Source organism: Streptomyces sp. NPDC087310, assembly GCF_044744405.1.
In the GTDB taxonomy this organism is placed as follows: domain Bacteria; phylum Actinomycetota; class Actinomycetes; order Streptomycetales; family Streptomycetaceae; genus Streptomyces.
Window position 1 is genome coordinate 548342 of the sequence record NZ_JBIUYF010000003.1, and the last position, 18295, is coordinate 566636.

The 18295-nt window shown below is 69.4% G+C and carries 22 protein-coding genes; 10 read left to right on the forward strand and 12 right to left on the reverse strand.

Translation table 11 applies throughout. From position 1 onward, the window contains the following. The first annotated feature begins 67 nt into the window (after nucleotides 1–67). Entirely contained in the window at nucleotides 68–1468 is a 1401-nt protein-coding gene (locus ACIO3P_RS13025; RefSeq protein ID WP_329824335.1) for a PTS ascorbate transporter subunit IIC, read from the forward strand. Nucleotides 1469–1614: 146 nt separating this feature from the next. Beyond that, nucleotides 1615–1863: a hypothetical protein gene (locus tag ACIO3P_RS13030; protein ID WP_329824334.1), complete on the forward strand. Its 249-nt coding sequence runs from the start codon at nucleotides 1615–1617 to the stop codon at nucleotides 1861–1863. A gap of 12 nt (nucleotides 1864–1875) precedes the next feature. Here ACIO3P_RS13030 and ACIO3P_RS13035 read toward each other — a convergent pair whose 3' ends face one another. After that, nucleotides 1876–2271, reverse strand: a complete 396-nt coding sequence (locus tag ACIO3P_RS13035; protein WP_329824333.1) for a helix-turn-helix domain-containing protein — start codon at nucleotides 2269–2271, stop codon at nucleotides 1876–1878. 131 nt (nucleotides 2272–2402) lie between these two features. Between ACIO3P_RS13035 and ACIO3P_RS13040 the strand changes: the two genes are divergently transcribed. Continuing rightward, complete coding sequence (locus ACIO3P_RS13040; protein WP_329824332.1) at nucleotides 2403–2810, forward strand: RidA family protein; 408 nt, start codon at nucleotides 2403–2405, stop codon at nucleotides 2808–2810. A gap of 148 nt (nucleotides 2811–2958) precedes the next feature. On the opposite strand, the gene ACIO3P_RS13045 is transcribed toward ACIO3P_RS13040, so the two are convergent. The 4 genes from ACIO3P_RS13045 to ACIO3P_RS13060 form a co-directional block, all read right to left on the reverse strand. Beyond that, on the reverse strand, nucleotides 2959–4158 hold the full coding sequence (locus ACIO3P_RS13045) for a Gfo/Idh/MocA family protein (RefSeq protein WP_401849236.1): 1200 nt from the start codon (nucleotides 4156–4158) through the stop codon (nucleotides 2959–2961). Nucleotides 4159–4272: 114 nt separating this feature from the next. Then, nucleotides 4273–5592 carry a sugar ABC transporter substrate-binding protein gene (locus ACIO3P_RS13050; protein WP_329824330.1) on the reverse strand — a complete coding sequence of 440 codons (1320 nt, stop codon included), beginning with the start codon at nucleotides 5590–5592 and terminating at the stop codon, nucleotides 4273–4275. A 152-nt stretch (nucleotides 5593–5744) separates the two neighbouring features. Continuing rightward, on the reverse strand, nucleotides 5745–6698 hold the full coding sequence (locus ACIO3P_RS13055; RefSeq protein ID WP_401849238.1) for a carbohydrate ABC transporter permease: 954 nt from the start codon (nucleotides 6696–6698) through the stop codon (nucleotides 5745–5747). 115 nt (nucleotides 6699–6813) lie between these two features. Continuing rightward, nucleotides 6814–7833: a sugar ABC transporter permease gene (locus ACIO3P_RS13060; RefSeq protein WP_329824329.1), complete on the reverse strand. Its 1020-nt coding sequence runs from the start codon at nucleotides 7831–7833 to the stop codon at nucleotides 6814–6816. 231 nt (nucleotides 7834–8064) lie between these two features. Here ACIO3P_RS13060 and ACIO3P_RS13065 point away from each other — a divergent pair, with 231 nt between their 5' ends. Continuing rightward, nucleotides 8065–9336 carry an ROK family protein gene (locus ACIO3P_RS13065; RefSeq protein WP_401849239.1) on the forward strand — a complete coding sequence of 424 codons (1272 nt, stop codon included), beginning with the start codon at nucleotides 8065–8067 and terminating at the stop codon, nucleotides 9334–9336. Between the two features lie 22 nt (nucleotides 9337–9358). On the opposite strand, the gene ACIO3P_RS13070 is transcribed toward ACIO3P_RS13065, so the two are convergent. Genes ACIO3P_RS13070 through ACIO3P_RS13080 form a run of 3 tightly spaced genes read right to left on the reverse strand, consistent with a single transcriptional unit; the run spans nucleotide 9359 to nucleotide 11002 of the window. Further along, entirely contained in the window at nucleotides 9359–10210 is an 852-nt protein-coding gene (locus ACIO3P_RS13070; protein ID WP_401849240.1) for a helix-turn-helix domain-containing protein, read from the reverse strand. Nucleotides 10211–10236: 26 nt separating this feature from the next. Continuing rightward, complete coding sequence (locus ACIO3P_RS13075) at nucleotides 10237–10770, reverse strand: DUF6879 family protein (protein ID WP_401791697.1); 534 nt, start codon at nucleotides 10768–10770, stop codon at nucleotides 10237–10239. Continuing rightward, nucleotides 10745–11002, reverse strand: coding sequence for a hypothetical protein (locus tag ACIO3P_RS13080; protein WP_401791698.1), 258 nt, complete (start codon nucleotides 11000–11002; stop codon nucleotides 10745–10747). Before ACIO3P_RS13080 ends, ACIO3P_RS13075 begins: the two co-directional genes overlap by 26 nt. Before the next feature lie 358 nt (nucleotides 11003–11360). Between ACIO3P_RS13080 and ACIO3P_RS13085 the strand changes: the two genes are divergently transcribed. The 3 genes from ACIO3P_RS13085 (at nucleotide 11361) to ACIO3P_RS13095 (ending at nucleotide 12901) form a co-directional block, all read left to right on the forward strand. Then, complete coding sequence (locus ACIO3P_RS13085) at nucleotides 11361–11483, forward strand: hypothetical protein (protein ID WP_401791699.1); 123 nt, start codon at nucleotides 11361–11363, stop codon at nucleotides 11481–11483. Between the two features lie 36 nt (nucleotides 11484–11519). Continuing rightward, nucleotides 11520–11984 (forward strand): hypothetical protein, encoded by a 465-nt coding sequence (locus ACIO3P_RS13090; RefSeq protein WP_401849242.1) that lies wholly within the window; start codon nucleotides 11520–11522, stop codon nucleotides 11982–11984. Nucleotides 11985–12115: 131 nt separating this feature from the next. Continuing rightward, complete coding sequence (locus ACIO3P_RS13095; RefSeq protein WP_401849243.1) at nucleotides 12116–12901, forward strand: hypothetical protein; 786 nt, start codon at nucleotides 12116–12118, stop codon at nucleotides 12899–12901. A gap of 49 nt (nucleotides 12902–12950) precedes the next feature. On the opposite strand, the gene ACIO3P_RS13100 is transcribed toward ACIO3P_RS13095, so the two are convergent. Beyond that, a complete protein-coding gene (locus ACIO3P_RS13100) occupies nucleotides 12951–13151 on the reverse strand; it encodes a DUF397 domain-containing protein (protein ID WP_401791702.1) in 201 nt (66 codons plus the stop codon). A gap of 10 nt (nucleotides 13152–13161) precedes the next feature. Continuing rightward, nucleotides 13162–13839 (reverse strand): DUF5753 domain-containing protein, encoded by a 678-nt coding sequence (locus ACIO3P_RS13105; protein ID WP_401978145.1) that lies wholly within the window; start codon nucleotides 13837–13839, stop codon nucleotides 13162–13164. Nucleotides 13840–13864: 25 nt separating this feature from the next. Between ACIO3P_RS13105 and ACIO3P_RS13110 the strand changes: the two genes are divergently transcribed. The 3 genes from ACIO3P_RS13110 (at nucleotide 13865) to ACIO3P_RS13120 (ending at nucleotide 15919) form a co-directional block, all read left to right on the forward strand. Next, nucleotides 13865–14116 carry a hypothetical protein gene (locus ACIO3P_RS13110; RefSeq protein WP_401978148.1) on the forward strand — a complete coding sequence of 84 codons (252 nt, stop codon included), beginning with the start codon at nucleotides 13865–13867 and terminating at the stop codon, nucleotides 14114–14116. A gap of 211 nt (nucleotides 14117–14327) precedes the next feature. After that, nucleotides 14328–14918 (forward strand): PadR family transcriptional regulator, encoded by a 591-nt coding sequence (locus tag ACIO3P_RS13115; RefSeq protein WP_401849246.1) that lies wholly within the window; start codon nucleotides 14328–14330, stop codon nucleotides 14916–14918. After that, on the forward strand, nucleotides 14915–15919 hold the full coding sequence (locus ACIO3P_RS13120) for a hypothetical protein (protein ID WP_401849248.1): 1005 nt from the start codon (nucleotides 14915–14917) through the stop codon (nucleotides 15917–15919). Before ACIO3P_RS13115 ends, ACIO3P_RS13120 begins: the two co-directional genes overlap by 4 nt. 32 nt (nucleotides 15920–15951) lie before the next feature. On the opposite strand, the gene ACIO3P_RS13125 is transcribed toward ACIO3P_RS13120, so the two are convergent. Next, complete coding sequence (locus tag ACIO3P_RS13125) at nucleotides 15952–17172, reverse strand: hypothetical protein (RefSeq protein ID WP_401849249.1); 1221 nt, start codon at nucleotides 17170–17172, stop codon at nucleotides 15952–15954. 79 nt (nucleotides 17173–17251) lie between these two features. Then, on the reverse strand, nucleotides 17252–18220 hold the full coding sequence (locus ACIO3P_RS13130) for an STM4015 family protein (protein ID WP_401849250.1): 969 nt from the start codon (nucleotides 18218–18220) through the stop codon (nucleotides 17252–17254). Between the last annotated feature and the right edge of the window lie 75 nt (nucleotides 18221–18295).

Consider the following 18295-nt stretch of genomic DNA (forward strand, 5'->3'; position numbering starts at 1 on the left):
GCGATCCACAGCAACCCCACCACACCGACCTCGGCTCCGCCGTGCCCGTGGAGAGGCGTTTCCGCCCATGAACAGCGTTCTGAACACCCTGCTCGACATCTTCCGTGAGCCGTCCGTCATCATCGGGCTGATCGCTCTGCTGGGGCTCGTGCTCCAGCGCAAGTCCCTCTCCGACACACTCAAGGGCACGATCAAGGCGTTCGTCGGATTCCTGGTGCTGGCGGCGGGCGCGGGCGTCGTCTCCGACTCCCTCACCCCCTTCGGCGACATGTTCCAGCACGCCTTCGGCGTCCAGGGCGTCGTACCGAACAACGAGGCGATCGTCGGCAAGGTCCTCACGGACTACGGCTCGCAGGCCGCGCTGATCTTCTTCTTCGGCATGGTCGTCAACGTCCTGCTGGCGCGCTTCACCCGGTTCAAGTTCATCTACATGTCCGGCCATGTCGCGCTCTACCTCTCCGCGATGATCGCCGTGATCCTCATCGCCAACGGCTTCAGCACCTGGCAGGCCGTGCTCTGGGGCGCGGTCGCCCAGGGCCTCGTCACCACGCTCTCGCCCGCGCTGGTGCAGCCGTGGATGCGGCGGGTCACCCAGCAGGACAACGTGGCCCTCGGTCACACCGGCAACTTCGGCATCGCCACCAGTGGTCTGGTCGGCAAGTTCCTGGGGGACACCAAGAAGTCCACCGAGGACCTGAAGATCCCCAAGAACCTCGGCTTCCTGCGCGACACCACGGTCGTCATCGCCGTGTCGATGGGCGTCATCTACCTGCTCGTGACCCTGATCGCGGGCGCCGGATACGTCGAGGACAAGCTGAGCGGCGGCCAGTGGTACCTGCTGTGGGCGGTCATGCAGGCCGGGAAGTTCTCCGCCGGTGTCTTCATCATCCTGGCCGGTGTCCGGGTCGTACTCGCCGAGATCATCCCCGCGTTCAAGGGCATCTCCGAGAAGCTGGTCCCCAACGCCAAGCCCGCGCTCGACGTCCCGATCGTCTTCACCTTCGCCCCGAACGCCGTGCTGATCGGCTTCCTCGCCAGCTTCGTCGGCGGCCTGATCGGCATGGGCGTGCTGGTCGCGGTCGGCGGGACGATCATCATCCCCGGCATCGTCGCGCACTTCATGACGGGCGCCGCGTCCGGCGTCATCGGCAACGCGACCGGCGGCCGGCGCGGCGCGGTGCTCGGCGCCATGGCCAACGGCCTGATGATCACCTTCCTGCCGCTCCTCGTCCTGCCCTTCCTGGGCGATGTCGGCCTGGCCAACTCCACCTTCTCCGACGCGGACTTCGGCGTCTCCGGCTTCCTGCTCGGCAGCGCCGCAGGGTGGGGCCAGACCGCGGTGATCGTGGGGATCCTCGCCTCGCTGGTGGCGGTCTTCGTCGGCAGCGCGCTGGCCGACCGGCGGGAGGCGGCGAAGGCCGCGCAGGCGGAGGCGGAGGCGGCCCCGGAGCGGCAGCCGGTGAGCTGACGTGAGTTGACGGTGAGTTGATGCCGAGTTGATCCCGGTGTCGGCGTGTCTGTCCGGTGCCCGTCCTGTGTGCGCCCCTCCCGGGATCCCGGGAGGGGCGCACCCCGCTTGCCAGGACCGGCCCTTGCTCGTCTAGCCTCCCGTCCATGCTTTGGTACGAGGCGCAAGCGAACGACAACGCCTTGCTCGTCTTCGACGGCAGCGTGCTGGAGGTGTTCGGGCTTGAGGAGACCCACCGCTACCACATCTGGCAGGAGCCCCGGCTGGAGTTCAGCGACGGTGTGCGCCCCCGCGTGACGATCATCCCGCGCAAGGGGCACCGTCTCTCGTTCGCGTACGACGCGCACCGGCTGGACGGGCTGCGCGCGCTCGCGGCCCGGCTGGCGAGGATCTGAGAAGAGGATCCGTCAGGCTTCGGTGCCGCTGTGGGACGCCTCGGCGCGGGAAGCCTCGATGTGACCGAGGTACCGGTGCGTCCAGTCGCACATCGCGTCGACCGTCGCCCGCAGCGCCCGCCCCGGCTCGGTGAGGGTGTACTCGACCCGCGGCGGCACGGTGGGGTGCACCGTCCGCTCGACCAGGCCGTTGCGCTCCATCATGCGCAGGTTCTGGGTGAGCATCTTGTGGCTGATGCCCTCGACCTCCTTGCGCACCTCGCCGAAGCGCAGGGTGCGTTCCCCCAGGGCTTCGATGATCAGGAGCGCCCACTTGTTGGCGATGTCGGAGAAGATCTCCCGTGCCAGCGAGTCGGCGCGTCTCAGGTCCGCGTCGTCGGGCGAGCCGCTGAACTGCTTGGTCACCATCAGGTTCCTCTGTTACCGAAAAGTGCGTTCTTCCATGTCAGCGCATACTCTCCTACGGTTCCTGAGTAACCACAAGAGACCGAGGTTGTCGCCGTCGGAGGCATCCCGGTCGGGACGAGGAGGCGGGCGGCATGGCCATCACCCTGGTGAACCCCGAAGGACTGCCGGAGATCGACGTCTACCGGCAGGTGGCGATCGCGACCGGCTCGAAGCTGGTCTTCATCGCCGGGCAGGTCGCCTGGGACGCCGACGGCGTCACGGTCGGCGAAGGCGACCTCGCCGCGCAGGTCGAGCGGTGCTACCTCAACGTCGGCACCGCGCTGGCCGCGGCGGGCGGTTCCTTCGACGACGTGGCGAAGCTGACCGTGTACGTCGTCGACTGGACCCCCGACAAGATGCCCCGGTTCCTGGAGGGGCTCGCGCGGGCGGCGGAGAAACTGGGGATCACCCCGATGGCGCCGGGCACGCTGGTGGGCGTCGCGGCCCTGGACGTACCCGGGCATCTGGTCGAGGTGGAAGCCACCGCGGTCCTCGACTGAGCAGGCGTTCTCCAGACGGGTGGGGGCCGACCGTACGCGCCCGGCCGACCGTACGCGGTCCGCTGACCGTACGGGGGCCGACCGACCGTACGCGGCAAGCCGACCGTACGCGCCCGGCCGGCCCCCACCAGCGCGGCGACAGCCCCTCCTACTGCTCCGGAGCGTCCCCGAAGTCCGGGATCGGGAGCCGTTCCCCGCCCTTGAGCGCCGACGCGTGCGCGACGATCCCCGGCAGGGTGTAGCGCGCCGCGACCCACGCGTTGACCGGCGGGAGGGTGCCCGTACTGACGGCGGTCACGAAGTCGTCCGCGAGGAAGTGGTGGCTTCCCTCATGGCCGTTGACCACGTTGGTGAACTCCTCAGGCAGCCGCGACCGGTCGTGCACCGGCGCCGACCCCGACGTGAAGGCGTCCCGCAGCGCCGGCGACACGTGTTCCAGCGACGGGTCGTCCGGGGAGAGCGTGGGCTTCGGCTGGAGGTGGTCCGTCACGTCCTGGACCCCCTTCTTGTCCTGCCACATGCTGACCGTGGCGAGCTGCTCCAGGCTCCCCTCCGTACCGAAGAACCGGAAGCGCGACTCCCGGATGTGCGACGGGTAGCCCACGCGCCGGAACTCGTTGATACGGAACGAACCGCCGCCCGCGACCTCGAAGAGCGCCGTGGCGTTGGAGAAGTCGTTGTCGAACTGGCTGACGTCCTTGTCGAAGACCCCGTCCCCCCGCTCGTCCTTGACCCCGATCGCGGAGACGCTCACCGCGTGCGTCCGCCAGGCGCCGAGCACCCCGCCCACCGAGTGGGTCGGGTAGAGGAGGGGCGGGTAGCTGGCGGTCGACTTCCAGTCCTCGCCGCCGCTGTACTGGTACGCCTCGTAGAAGCCCAGGTCCATGTCGTGGACGTAGTCGCCCTCGGCGTGGAAGATCCGGCCGAAGGCACCGTCCGCGACCTGGTTACGGGCGTACACGGTGGCCGGGTTGTACTGGCTGGTCTCGCCCATCATGTACGTCAGGCCGGTCTCCCGTACCGCCTCGATGATGGCGGCGATCTCCTCCTCGGAGATCGCCATCGGCACCGCCGAGTACACGTGCTTCCCGGCGCGCAGCGCCTTGACGACGAGCGGGCCGTGCGTCCAGCGCTGGGTGAAGATCGCGACCGCGTCGACGTCCGAGTCGAGCACGGCGTCGAAGGACGGCAGGGTGCCGGCGAGGTCGTGGTCCGCGACGAGCTTCTCGGCCCGCTCGGGGAGCAGATCGGTGGCGAAGATGTCGCCGACGCCGGGGTGGAGGCGCCAGAGCTTCGCGAACTGCCCTGCGAACTGGCCGGCGCCGACGATGCCAAGGGAGAAGGACATGACACACCTTTCACAGTGGTGGGGGATGGGGGTGGTGATGTTCGGGCGGAGACCGGAGACCCGAGGCCGGTGTTGGTGCCGGTGTTGGTGTCGGGCTCGTGTTGGTGCTCGTGCTCAGTCGCCCTGCGAGAGGATGAGGTTGATCTGCCGGTTGGTCGTGGTGAGACTGCCCACCGGAGCGCCGTTCGCGTACACGTCCTGCATGGCCGGCCGCATGAGGCCGCTGACGTCCGCCGCGTAGTTGGTGATCGGGAACGAGAACGTCGTCCCGTCCGCGACCGGCCGGGTGAAGGCCGTGACATCGATGCCCTGCTTCCGGTACGCGGCTATCGCCGCCTCCGTACCCGCCTTGGTGGCAGGGAAGACGATGCCCTGCTGCCCGACCACCGTCTGACAGGCGTCGGAGGCGAGGTACGCCACCCACTTCTGGGCGGCCGGTTTCTTCGCGCCGCGCTTGGTGAGGGAGTCGGCGAGCCCGTTCTGCATGGTGGCGCGCTTCCCGGAGGGGCCGACGGGGGTCAGGGCGGTGCGCGCCTCGATCCCCTTGAAGCCGTGGATGGCCTTGGTCATCCAGGAACCGTGCAGCGCGATGGCCGCCTTGCCCGAACTGAGCTGTACGTCGGACTGGTTGGACTGCGAGAAGACCGTGTACGGGGCGAGGTAGCCCTTCTTGGCGAGGCCGAAGTACCACTCGATCGTGGACTGGAACGCCTTTTGGTCGTAGTTGTAGTGCGTCCCCCACGCCTTCTTGTCGGTGTAGTTCCACCCGGCCGAACCGGTGAAGGCGCTCCACTGGGTCTGGCCGTCGGCCATTCCCGCGTCGTTGCTGGCCAGCCCGTACGTCTTGACGTGGTTCTTGTCGAAGCCGGGCTGGTCGCCGCGCCGGCCCTTGGTGTCGACGGTGAGGCGGGCGATGGTCTTCTCGAAGGTGCCGCCGTCGACCGGGTTCCAGTCGAGGGTGTTCAGGGTCTCGGCGGAGACCCCGGCGGCGTCGGTCTTCTTCTTGTCGTAGAACATCGCGACGGTGTCCCAGTCCTTGGGCGCGCCGTAGCGGTGGCCGTCCTGGCCGATCCAGGAGGCGGCGAGACCGGGCTGGTAGTCGGAGTCCTTGATGGACCGGGTGGCGGGCAGTTCGTCCAGCGGGGCGAGCACGTCCAGGTCGGCGAATTGCGCGAACTTGGTGATGTGGTCGGTGAAGACGTCCGGCTCCGTGCCCGCGATCATGCTGGCGGTGAGCTTGGTCCAGTAGTCGTCCCAGCCGATCTGGGAGAGGTTGACCCTGACGCCCGGGTTCGCCTTCTGGAAACCCTTCGCGCACTCCTGGTACGCGGGCAACTGGCTGGAGTCCCAGAGCCAGTACGAGACCGTGTCGGGAGAGGCGGAGGTCGAGGAGGACCCGGAGCCGCACCCGGCGGCGAGGAGCGAGAGGGACACGGCGCCGACGAGAGCGGCCGAACGCCGGGAGAGCCGAGGAGAGAGCCGGTCGGAAAGCCGATGGGGGAACCGGTCGGAAAGCCGGTGGGAGAGTCCATGGGAAGAGCTGCGCACAACGCCAACCTCTTTACGTGTGGCCGTCGGGAAAATGGTCACTTGAGCCCGCTGAAGCCGATGGAGTTGACGATCCGCCGCGCGAAGACGCCGAAGAGCACGAGCATCGGCAGGGCGGCGACCAGCGTCGCGGCCATCAGCCCGGCCCAGTCCGTGCCCGTCTGCGGGGTCTGCGACCGGAAGATCGACAGGGCCACGGTCAGTACGCGCGAGCTGTCGCTGTACGAGACCATCAGCGGCCAGAAGTAGTCGTTCCACGCCGTGATGTACGTGAGGACGCCCAGGGTGGCCATCGGCGCGGACGCCATCGGCAGGGAGAGCCGGAAGAAGATCCGTATCTTTCCGGCACCGTCCAGCAGCGCGGCCTCCTCCAGTTCCCGGGGCAGGTTCATGAAGAACTGCCGCAGGAAGAAGACCGCGAACGGCGTCATGAACATCGTCGGCAGGGCGATCCCGAGGAGGGTGTCCACCAGGCCGAGTTCCTTGATCAGGATGAAGTTCGGCAGGAGGGTGAAGATGGTCGGCACCATCAGCCCGGCGAGGAAGAGCCCGAAGACCCGGTCCCTGCCGCGCCAGCGCAGCCGGGCGAAGGCGTACGCGGCCATGGCGGAGAACATCACCTGGCACACCGTCACCAGCGTGGCCACCACGGTCGAGTTGAAGAGGTAGCGCCAGAAGTTCAGCGAGCCGCCCGCACCGCCCTGCGCCAGCGCCTCCTTGGTGCTCTGGAGCCCGAAGACCCGCTCGAAGCCGCCCCAGCCGAAGTCCACGGGAAGGGGGTTGGCCGGGTCGGTGGTGAGCGCGGAGTTGGTGGAGAGGGCCGTCCGCGCGATCCAGTAGAAGGGCAGCAGGGTGATCAGCACGATCGCGACCATCACCGCCCAGGCCACGATCCGGCCGGGCGACGGCCGGCGGCGCCGTACGGGCTTCGCGGTCGGGGTTACGGGGGTGGGCGCGGGCGTGTCGGCGGGCGCGGGGGTCAGGACAGCCACGACTCAACTCCTTCGTGCGCGCGTGCGTACGTGAGCACGGGCGGGGCCACGTCGGTCTGCGGACAGGTCGCGTCCGCGTGCGGACGGGGCGCATCGGCCCCGGGGCGGGGGCGCATCAGCCGAGGTCCGTCTCGCCGGCCCGGGTGACCCGGTACTGGATGATCGTGATCACGCTCAGGACCGCCAGCAGCGCCACGGACATGGCGGACGCGTAGCCGAACTGGAACCGCCCGAACGCCGAGTCGTAGATGTAGAGCTGGAGCACATTGCTCGCGTTGGCCGGGCCGCCGGGGCCCGGCGTGGCCACCGCAACGGTGTCGAAGACCTGGAACGACCCGATGACCGTCATGATCAGGACGACCGCGAGCACCGGGCGCAGCAGCGGCAGGGAGATCCGCCAGAACATCCGCAGCTCCCCGGCGCCGTCCATCCGCGCGGCCTCGTACACATCGCCGGGGATGGCCTGGAGCCCGGCGAAGAGCAGCAGGGCCGTGTAGCCGACGTGCCGCCATACGTTGATCATCGCGATGCTGGGGATGACCCATTCCTCGCTCGCGAGGAAGGCGATGTGGTCGAAGCCGAACGCCCCCAGGATCTCGTTGCCGATGCCGATCTGCGTGTCGAGGATCCAGAGGAAGACGATGCCCGCGACGACGTTCGAGACGAGGTAGGGCGTGAGCACGACGGAGCGCAGGAAGGACGAGTTGGTCAGCCGCTGCATGAGGACGGCGATGCAGAGGGCGGCGACCGTCTGTACACCGATGTTGATGAGGACGTACTCGACGGTGACGCGCAAGGACTCCCAGAAGATGGGGTCGTTGATCATCCGGCGGTAGTTGTCCAGGCCCACCCACTCGGCGGGGGTGAGCAGGTTGTAGCGGGTGAAGCTCAGATAGATGCCGCGCACGGTGGGCCAGAGGAGGAAGACCAGGAAGCCGAGCAGGGCGGGAGCGATGAAGAACCCCGCGAGGAGCCCGTCCCCGCGTCCACCGCCATCGGTGTCCTTGCCCGTGCCCGTGCCCTTGCCTCTGCCGCTGCCTTTGCTGCCGGTGTTCTTGCCGTGCGCGGTCTTCGGTATCACCTTGGTACCGGGCGCCGCTGGGCCTGGTGGCGCGCCGTGTGAGGCGACAGTCATCTGAGACTCCCTTGTCCATGACTCGTCCTCGGAGGTGGGGGTTACTTTCGTCCTGGAACAATCGCCGCGTCAAGGGGTCTGCGTACGTGAATTCAAGCGCTCAAATTATCGGTACAGGGGTTGCCTTCCTTCCGCAGTGAAATAAAATGGGCGCCCTGATCCTGGCTACGATGAACCGGGAGCACCGCCATGGACTCCCATGGGAGCGACGGGAACAAGGGGAACGCGCGTATGCCTGCCGCGAGTTGGGCACCACTGAGCCCCGCCGAGCGGGCCGTGGCGATCGAGGTGCTGACGCACGGGCCGGTGTCGCGCAGCGAGATCGCGAGGAAGCTGAACCTGTCGGCGGGCAGCCTCACCCGGCTCACCAAACCGCTGATCGAATCGGGCCTGCTGGTGGAGGACCCGGCCCCGGCCGCTGCCCCGGCCTCTTTCCCCCTCCCGGGACCGGTACAGGGACCGGGTCCGGCCCCGGCAGCGGCCCCGGCGTTCCCCGCGGTCAAGGTCCCTCCCCCCGACGCGAGGATCCCGGCCCCCACCACCCGGCAGGGCCGCCCCTCCCAGCCGCTGGACATCGTCGCGGACTCCCGCTTCTTCGCCGGGTTCAAGATCACCGAGGACACGGTCTACGGAGTCGTCACCACCCTCAAGAGCGATGTCGTCGCCGCCCGCGCCCTTCCCCTCCCGACCCGCGAACCGGCAGACGTGGCCGGCCTCCTGCACGCGATGACCACGGACTTCGCGGCGGACTTCCCGCGCCTCGCCGGTATCGGCGTGGGCCTCGGCGGCTATGTCGTCGGCCCCGACCGTACGGTCACCTCGCCCTTCCTCGGCTGGGACGGCGTCCCCTTCGTCGACCTCCTCGAACAGCGCACGGACCTGCCCGTCGTGGTCGAGAACGACGTGGCCGCGCTGGTCGAGTCGGAGGCATGGTTCGGCGCCGGCCGCGGCCTCGACCGCTTCGTCGTCCTCACCATCGGCGCCGGGGTCGGCTACGGCCTGGTCATCGGCGGCCAACTGGTCCGCTCCGGCGACGACATCCGGGGCATCGGCCGCCGCTGGATCGTCAACCCGAACGGCCCCCTCACCCCGGACGGCGACCGCGGCAGCGCCACCGCGCTGCTCTCCATCCCGAGCATCCGCCACCAGGTCGCGGCGGCCACCGGCCGGAACCACACATACGACGAGATCCTTACCCTCGCCGCCGCGGGCGACCCCATGGCGACCCGCGTGATCGACGAGGCGGCGCGCGCGCTCGGCACGGTGGTGGCGCAGATCGCCAACTTCGTCATGCCGCAGAAGATCCTGCTCGCGGGGGAGGGCGTGGGCCTGGTCGAGGTGGCGAACCCGGCGATCAACGAGGCGATCACCGCCAACCGTCACCCCCTCGCGGAACCGGTCGCCCTGGAGACCAAGATCTCCGACTTCAACGACTGGGCCCGGGGCGCGGCGGTCCTCGCCATCAAGATCCTGGTCCTGGGCCGCCCGAAACCGCCCCAGTAGCCGACACCGGGCCGGCCGTCCCTCAGTCCAGGGCCTCGATCGCCCGCACGATCAGCGCCCGCGCCTGGGCGCCGTACACGGCGAGGCCCTGAAGCTGCTCGAACGCCTTGAGGTAGAGGGTGATTTCGGACGGCTGGGTGATGTTGACCTTTGCCGAAAGCAGTTCCACGGCCACGAGGGTGTCGTCGAAGACGCTGAAGGTTTCCTGAACCCACAGGGGCCGCTGTGGTGTGCTCATAGGGATCACCCCCAGCGACACCGAGGGAAGTGCGCCCGCGCTGAGAAGATGCCCGAGCTGGGCGGCCATCGTGTCGCTGTCGCCCAGTTGGAAGCGGAGTACGTGTTCCTCCACGAGGAGTACGAAGCGGTGTCCCGCCTCATGGATGATCTGCGACCGCTTCACGCGGGCCGCGGCCGCCTCCGCTCCGTCGTCGGGGACGTCCAGGATGCGGGCGTTCGTGCTGAGCAGGGCGCGCGCGTACCCCTCGGTCTGCAGCACTCCGGGCACCAGGGCTCTCGCGTACACGCGGAACACTTTGGTGGACCTGTACAACGGAGTGGTGGCTTCTTGGATCTGGCGGAGGCCGGTACGGGCCCGGCGCCGCCACTCCATGTAGAGCGATTCCGCGTGCAGGGACGCGGCGATCAGGTCATCCGCCTGGTTCTCGACCGCGCAGGTCCGGCACCACAGGCGGATATCGGTCGGTGACGGCGGAGTCCGCGCGTTCTCGATGCGAGAAGTCTTCGCGTGGTGCCAGCCGCACGCGGAGGCCAGCTCGGTGCCCGTGAGCCCCGCGTCCCTCCTGATGTCGCGCAGCCGCCGGGCGACGTTCATGCGGGCGGCTTGGGCGGAGGACGACGGGGATATGGGCACGGAGCTGGCCTACCGGTGTTCGTTTGTCAGCGGATCTCGTAGGTGCCGTGGGGGGTAGCGCGCTCCCATACGGCTTCGAAGGCGTCGACACACTGCTTGACGACGTCTGCCTCTGACCGTAGCTCCATCCTGGGCTCGGCCCAATCTCCCTCTCCGCCAAAGTGGTTGAACATGACCTTCGCGCTGTCGAAGATCCACAGGTCACTGCCGGGAAGCAGAAGAGTGGCGGCCTTGCGCCGGGGCAACCAGCGCACCTGCTCGCCCGCGTGCACGTTGACGTCCGCCCCGGCGTGCTCATAACGGATGTAGTCGGTGACCGGTTCGGACACGACACGAGCGCGCCGCACGACAACCCCTCGGGCGGTGGCCTGACCGATCAGATCGACCCAGGGAGCCCAGTAGGAGGAGCCGGGGTCCGTGTCCCGGCGACCGGAACGCTTCCACTCGACGAAGTCCGCGGACTCGTCGCCGACGCCGTAGACGTCGCGCATCTCCAGGTGGACGGCGGAGTGCTGAGCCGCCTCCAGAAGCTCCTTAAAGTTTGGCTTGCTCTGCGACATCGCACGCCTTCCTCAGCAGGGGGACGAGGTGCACGGGGATGCGGATGACCGTCTCGTGGGACGGGATCCCTTTCGCGTGCCCAGGAGCCGTTTTCTCCGCGCATTCGCGACGCGTGGCGTCGTCCGCCGTGTAGCTCTGCATCACGATGTCCGCTGTGTCCTTGTCCACCCATGCGGTGGGTGACCCTTCGTGCTCTGTTTCAGGGTCGATGCCGATGAACTGTAAGTCCATGGTCGTGTACTCCCTCTTGGAGTGTGTGCCAATGTGCACGATTCTTGAGCAGATCTGATGGACCGTCAAGGACGCTAAGTAGCCATACCGGTACGTGAGATCGGTGTATGCACATTGGTGCACATTGCTTGAGGGTGCGCGTCCCAGGCGTCTACGTTCCTGGTCATGAACGCGCATATCCACGCAAAAAGCAGTGGCGGATAGCGATGTCCGTCAAGGGCACGCGCGACCTCCCGTACCCGGGACCGCCATGCAGGCGTCGCGCGTCATCCGATCCCCGCTCCGGTCGCCCATTCCCTGGCAGGACAGCGACCGAAGCGGGTCTGTGCACCACCCGTCGCGAAGAAGGGAACGGCACATGGCCATCATCCCCGCACGACGTGGGCCGCTTGTCCAGGCGGACCCGGACAACACCGATATCGAGGACGGCGACAGCGGTGGCTCCAACCCGTCCTCGGGCTGCGGCGACAACGCCGGCTGACCTCATGCCCGTTGAGCCAAGGAGGAGAGGAAGAACGTGGCACGGACCATGACGGGAACCGGCCGGGTGACCGTGCTGGCGTTGCTGCATACCTGGCCCGACCGGTACGCCGTGCTCGCGTACACCACCACCGGTCATGTCGGCGACACCGCCGTCATCGGCCACGTACCCACACCCGCCGCGCCTGACCTGTCGCTGATGGGGACGGCCGCGCGGCACCAGCCCGCCCGGGTCTACGGTTCCGGCGGCGGGGCCGGGTTCGCCGAGGCGTGCTGGTTGATCTGTGTGGGGTGGAGCGGGCGCAGCCTTCCGAAGCCTGGTGGGCTCGAACTGTACGGCGCTGCCTGGGCGTTGGAGCTGTCCGCGACTACGGAGCTCGGGCGGAACATGTACGGGCACGACCGGCTCCACGTCGGTCGGTTCTCGTTCGGGGATGACTTGCTGGCGCGGCGGGCGCGGGGTGTGTGTCCGTGGGGGCAGGGGGTGGAACAGCCGTCCTGATCCGGGGCCGGGTACCTGCCAGGTTGCCGGGGGTCGGCAGTGTGGCGGCGGTGTGGTGCTGCCGGAGTCGCGCCTGTTGCCTGGTCGGGGAGGTGTGGCTCAATGCTCCCGGGGACGAAGGGGGCAAGGGGATGACGGTACCGACGGCAGGAACCGAAGGAACGGCGGGGCGGAGCGGGGCGGACGGGCGTGGGGGTGCCTGGTGGTGGACGGTGGGCTGGGTTCTGCTCGGGGTGGGGTTGCTGGTGGTCTCCGTGGCGTTGGGCCGGCCGGTGTCCGAGCGGGTCGCGGACGAGCAGGCGTTTCTGGCCGCGCAACCGTGCGGCGGCGAGGGGTCGGCGGACTGTCTGCGCACGATCCGGGGGACGGTGCTCTCCGCCGAGATGGCCAAGAGCGGCAGGGCGACGGTCTTCCGTGTGCGGTTGCGGGGGCCCGTTCCGGCCCCCGCCGACCGGCCGCTGGATCTTGAGAGGCACGGCGGCCTGGCGGAGCGCGTCGGGCCGGGGGACGCGATGGACGTCACCACCTGGCGGGACGTCCAGGTCTCCGTACGCCATGACGGCGTCTCCGAGACGCTGCCCGGGCTGCCGGACGAGAAGGCCACCATGCTCGTCGGGCTGGCGCTGGCCGCGGTCTGGGGGGCGGGCCTGGCGTTCGTCGCCGCGTTCGGCAGCGCCCGCCGGGCCCGGCGTCTCGCGGCGGGCCGCCCGGTCCGGCCCCGGGTGGCGTTCGGCCCGGCGAAGTGCGTGGGCGTGGTGGTCCTGCCGCTCGTCGTGGCGTACGCCGTCGGCGGTGTCTGGGACGCCTGGACCGCGGTGGTGGTGACCGTGGTCCTCGGGGTCCTGACGGCGGTTCCGGTCACCATCGCGGGCCTGCGGTGGCACCGCGACGAGGAGCCGGCCGCCGCCGGGGTCTGAGGGGCCGGTCCCTGGCCGTCGACGTTACGGGGCCACGGGGCCGCTTTCATCAGATCAGGTGATCGAAGGTCCCTGCCTTGACGGTGGCCAGGAGGGCGCGAAGCGGTGCCCGGTCCGTCGTGAGTACGAAGCCCGGGGCGTCGCTCTCGCGCACCCTGATCTGTCCGTTCACAGCGGCCAGTTGTACGCAGTTCGGGTTGTCATCGGCTCCCGAGTACGACGACTTCTGCCATGTTATGAGTTCGGTCATGCCGCATCACTCACATTCCCTGTGCGATGTGTTGAATGAATGTGCCCGACTCGTCGCAACCGAGCGAAATCGCTTCGACGGAGTCGAGCAGGGACCGGTACTTGGTGAGCTGAGCCTCGGCGTCCAGATATCCGCCGTCGAAGGCGGAGTCGAGCTGCACGGTGTCGAGTTGTGGAATCGCGGCACCCGCGTAGAGGATGGAATGAACTGAGCCGGTGATCCGCGCTTCGAACGGTACGACGCGAACGGTGACGCTCGGCCACCGCGAGACCTCATGCAGAAAGGCGAGCTGCTCGCGCATGACCTCGGTGGGGCCGTACCGCATGCGCAGAGCGGCCTCGTGGATGAACGCCTCGGTCTTCGGCGGATGGAGGCGTTCGAAGATCTCCCGCCGTCTCATGCGGTGCTCGACACGGGCGTTGACCTCTGCGGGCTCCAGGTTGGACACGCCGCTCGTGATCAGTTCGCGAGCGTACGCCTCCGTCTGGAACAGGCCGGGGACGTACAGCATCTGAATGGCGCGCATGTAGACGGCGTGATGTTCCAACTCGGCCTGGTCGAGGAAGCCCGGCGGGAGAATTCCCTTGTACTTCTCCCACCATCCCTTTCCGCGTTCCTCCGCCATATCGGCGAGGGCGTCGACGAGATGTCTGTCCGTGGCGGAGCAGTGAGAGGCGATGCGGCGCACCCGTACGCCCCTGATCCGCGTGCACATGACCGTCGACGCGGCGCAGGTGACCGTGTCCGTCACGGATGACGATCCCTGGGCCCTGCCCCTTCCGGGGCGCCCCGGGCCCGGGGCGGAGGGGGAACGGGAGGACGGGCAGGGGCTGTTCCTTGTCGCGCGCCTCTCGCTCGCTTGGGGCGCGACGATCCATGGCGGGTGCTCGCCCACGCACAAGGCGATCTGGTTCACGCCGGCCACGGACGGTGCGGCCCATGCGGATCACGCGGTCGATACGTGAGGCGGTCCGTGCCGACAGTTGTGCCTTGGGACTTCGTGGTGGCCGGTGTCTGGCTGGGGGTGGTCGCGGGTGGGCTGGTCCTCGGCTCGGGCCCGCCCGGTCCGGATGCCGATGCGGGCGAGGTGGGCGATCGGGAGGCGCGTGGCCTCCCGCGCGCCGATGAGTGAGAGGACTCGTCCATATAGTCTATTTGGACTGGTAGAGTTCGACCATGCCGCGTCGCGCTCTCGACAATCCGATCGTCCTCGCCGTGCTGGGCCTCCTGCTGGAGCAGCCCTCGCATCCGCATCAGATGCTCGCCGAACTGCGAAGACGTAGCGACCACCACGCCGCCGCCATCACGCGCGGCACGCTCTACAACACCGTGGGCGCCCTGGCCGAAGCGGGATGGGTGGCCACGCAAAGCCGGGAGCGTTCGGGGAACCGGCCCGAGCGGACCGTGTACGCCCTCACCCAGGCCGGCCGCGACGAGCTCGTCCGGCGTCTGGAATCCCAGATCCGTACCCCGGAGCGGGAGTTCTCCCGGTTCCTGGGCGCGGTGTCGTACCTCGGCGCTCTCGGGCCGCGCGGGGCGGTGGACGCTCTGGCCGAGCGGGCCCGGCGTCTCGGGGAGCGGGTGGCCGCCGACGAGGACCGCCTCGCGGAGGCCCTGGAGGCCGGCGTGCCGCGCCTGCATGTCATCGAGGCCGAGTACGCGTTGGGCCTCGCCCGCGCCGAACTGGCCTGGATCGACTCGGTCATCGACGACATCCGCACCGGCTCGCTGAACTGGCCGGGAAACCGAGAGGAAGCGAACGCGTGACGCCCACCGCACAGGACGGCCTGCTCTTCGGGATCTACCCGGGTTCCGTCGCCGGGGACGACGCCGGGGGGCTGGCCGAGGGGCCGCCCGATGATCCGGGGCGGGTGCTGAGCGCGCTCGACCGGCTCCAGGGCCCGCCAGGACGCCCGTTCCTCGTACGGGCCTACACGGCGTTCGACGACACCACCCGGCTCGGCACGCCGCACGCGACCGCGACGCCGGCCGACGCACGCCGGTACGCCGTACGCGGGCGCCGCCTGGACCTGGTGGCGCAGTACCGGTCCGGCGCCGGGGACGTCGACGGCTACTGCGCGTTCCTGCGCGAACTGGTCGAGCAGTACGGCGCCGTCACGCGCACCCTGCAAGTGACGGAGGAGCCCAATGTGACCTCGGTCCCGACGCTGGACGGCGCCTACCCGGAGGTGCGCGAGGCGATCGTCCGCGGGGTGTCCGCCGTCACGGCGCGGGCACGCGAACTCGGGTACACGCACCTGCGCGCCGGCTTCAACACCACGCCTCTCTTCGGCCCGGCCACCTCCTTCGTCACCGACCTGACGAGCCGGGGAGGGGACGGCTTCCTCGCCGATCTCGACTACGTGGGCCTGGACTTCTTCCCCGACGTCTTCCAGCCGGTCGCCACGTCCGAGCTGGCCGGCGCCGTCGAGGGGCTGCTCCGCCACCACCGTGACGCCGTGCTGACCCCGGCCGGGCTGGGACACGTACCGCTGCACATCACCGAGCACGGCTGGCCCACCGGACCCGGCCGGCCCCCGCACCGGCAGGCCGATGTCGTCGGGACCGTCGTACGGGTCATCGCCGCCCGGGCGAAGGAGCTCCGCCTGAGCGGGTACACGCACTTCGCGCTGCGGGACGCCGACAGCGCGAAGCCGGGCCTGTTCCACCGGTTCGGCCTCACCACCGACGACTACACCCCCAAGCCCGGCTACGACGCCCTGAAGGTGCTCGTCGACCGCTTCGGCGTGGACGTGGACGTGGAGTAGGCGCAGGCGCAGGCGTGGATCGGCCGTGATGGTCACGGGGTGACCAGTGAGCCCCGTACGTCCGGGTAGTCCACCTCGTCGGGCAGTTGGTGGCCGAGGGCGGTCAGCCGTCGCGCGACCTCCGCCGGGCTCATGCCCGTCAGGCTCGCGCCGCGCAGCACGTTCTCCAGGTGGACGTTGTCCAGGTACGAGCGGTCGACCGCCGCCAGCAGCCGGATGTCCTCGGTGTCCACGACGGCCGGCAGTACCGCGTCGGCGTGCAGCCAGTGGCCCAGCGCGGTCAGCCGCGCGGCGATGTCCGCCGGGGTCCGCCCCGTGACGAGGGCCGCGCGCAGGATGTGCCGCATCGGGAGTCCGACGACGGTGTTCTTCTCCAGCCAGGGCGCCCGGCCGTCGACGTTGTCGCTGAGGAGGGTGAGGTCGTCGGCCTCCGGCGCGTCGGGCACGGCCTCGTGACGGTAGCCCAGCTCCGTCAGCCGGGCGGCGATCTCCGCCGGAGGGCGTCCCAGCCGCTCCGCGACAGCGAGGATGTGCCCGGTGGGCGCCGTTCGGTTCAGCCGGCCCGCCCCGAACGTTCCCGGAGTGCTGACGAGCAACTCGTCCTCCGGGACAGGGGTGTACGGCAGCCGGATGCCGAGGGAGAGCAGCCGCAGGGCGGTGGCGTACGGGCTGCGCCGCAGGAGGAAGGCGACGTTCAGTACATGGGAGGCGGCCACCTCTTCGTCCCAGTCGAGCCACCTTCCGTAGATGCCCGGGTCCGTTCTGATCAGCACGGCGTCACCGCTGCGGAAGGATTCGGGCAGCGGATGGCCACTGCCGCCGATCCGGTAGCCGAGAGCGGTCAGCCGGCGGGCGATCCCGGCGGGGCCCCGGTCGGTCCTGACCGCCGAGACGAGTATCTGCTGAAGGGACACCGGCTCGGTGATGTCGAGCCAGATGATGGCGTAGTGGGAGTTCGCGTCCTTGATCAGCGGGAGGTCGTCGGGGCCCACGGCATCGGGCAGGGGGGCCTCGGGGAGCTGGATGTCGGCGTATCCGAGGGCGGTAAGCCGTGCCACGACCGCGGCGGGGCTCCACCTCAGCTCGACCGCGGCGAGCAGCACGTGCCCGTACGGGACCGGCTGTTCGGGATCGAGCGGGTTGGCCCGGGGGCGGAGGCCGTTCTTGACGATCCGGTCGTCCGTGTCCGGATCCGGAGCCGGAGAGATGGGGTTCGGGTCGCCGGAGGTCGGGGAGCTGGCGGCTTGGGGCATCGTGCGGCCTTTCGCTTGGAGGGGGAGGTGGCGAGGGGGAGGAGGGGAGCGGGAGGCGTGGCGGGACGCGCCGCGCGGGCTATTCCGCCACCGCGATGTACCGGCCGTGCTCCTGGCCCCATTCGGGGTTGCCCCCGTCGTCCTTCTGCCGGGCGGTCAGGTTCACGCGTACCCCCTCCGGCTCCAGCTCCGTCCAGATCCGCAGCATCATGGCGTCGCTGAGGAAGTGGTGCGAGAGGTCCAGCTCCCGCAGGTGGGTGAGGGGCTGTCCGTGCAGCAGTGCCGCGACGCCCTCGTCGGTGAGCATGCCCATCGACAGGCTCAGCGAGGTGAGCTGGGCGACCACGGGCGCTGCGGCCAGCGCGGCGGCCAACTCGTCCTGGACCGGGCTGTTCTGCAACCCCAGGTGGCGCAGGGCGGGCTTGCCCGCGCCCCTGAGCAGCGGCGCCAGGTCCTCGACCGTGGTTCCGCCGCCGTAGTTCTCGTCGCCCAGCCACAGCTCCAGGCGCTCCAGCGACGGCAGCGCGGCGGCGGCGATCTGTGCCACCCCGGCCGGGGGCAGCCCACCGGACTCGACGCGCAGCGCCCGCAGGTTCTCGTGGCCCGACTCGGGGAACTCCAGGCCCTCTCCGCCGCGTACGGCCAGCTCCCGGAGGCCGGGGAACGCGTCCAGGACCGGCGCGATGTCCCCCAGGTACATGGTGGAGATCATGTCCTCGTCGTCCTCCAGATCGCCGAGGAAGAGCCCTTCGAGTCCGGTCAACCGGGGTCCCAGGGCGATCAGTTCGTCGTGGCCGCACCCCCGCTCACCGTTGTACCAGGGGAAGCCGAGTACCACCGCCCGGACCTTCTCCGGCTCGACCCGCTCGGTGAACCGCGCCATATAGGCTTCGGCGCGCCCCCAGAAGTCGTGCTCGCGGGGCATCTCCTCGCACTGGAGACGCCAGGCCACGGAGGCCGGACCGGGCAGATCCTCGGGGCTCATGTCCGGCGAGAAGGTGAAGGCCGGCAGTCCGTAGAACTGCTCGACGTGGTGCACGTAAGACACGGTCTGGCTCCTGACGCTCCGACTCCGGGCACTGCTGGCTGTGTTCTACCAGCCGCCTCCGACAGCCGTGCCCGC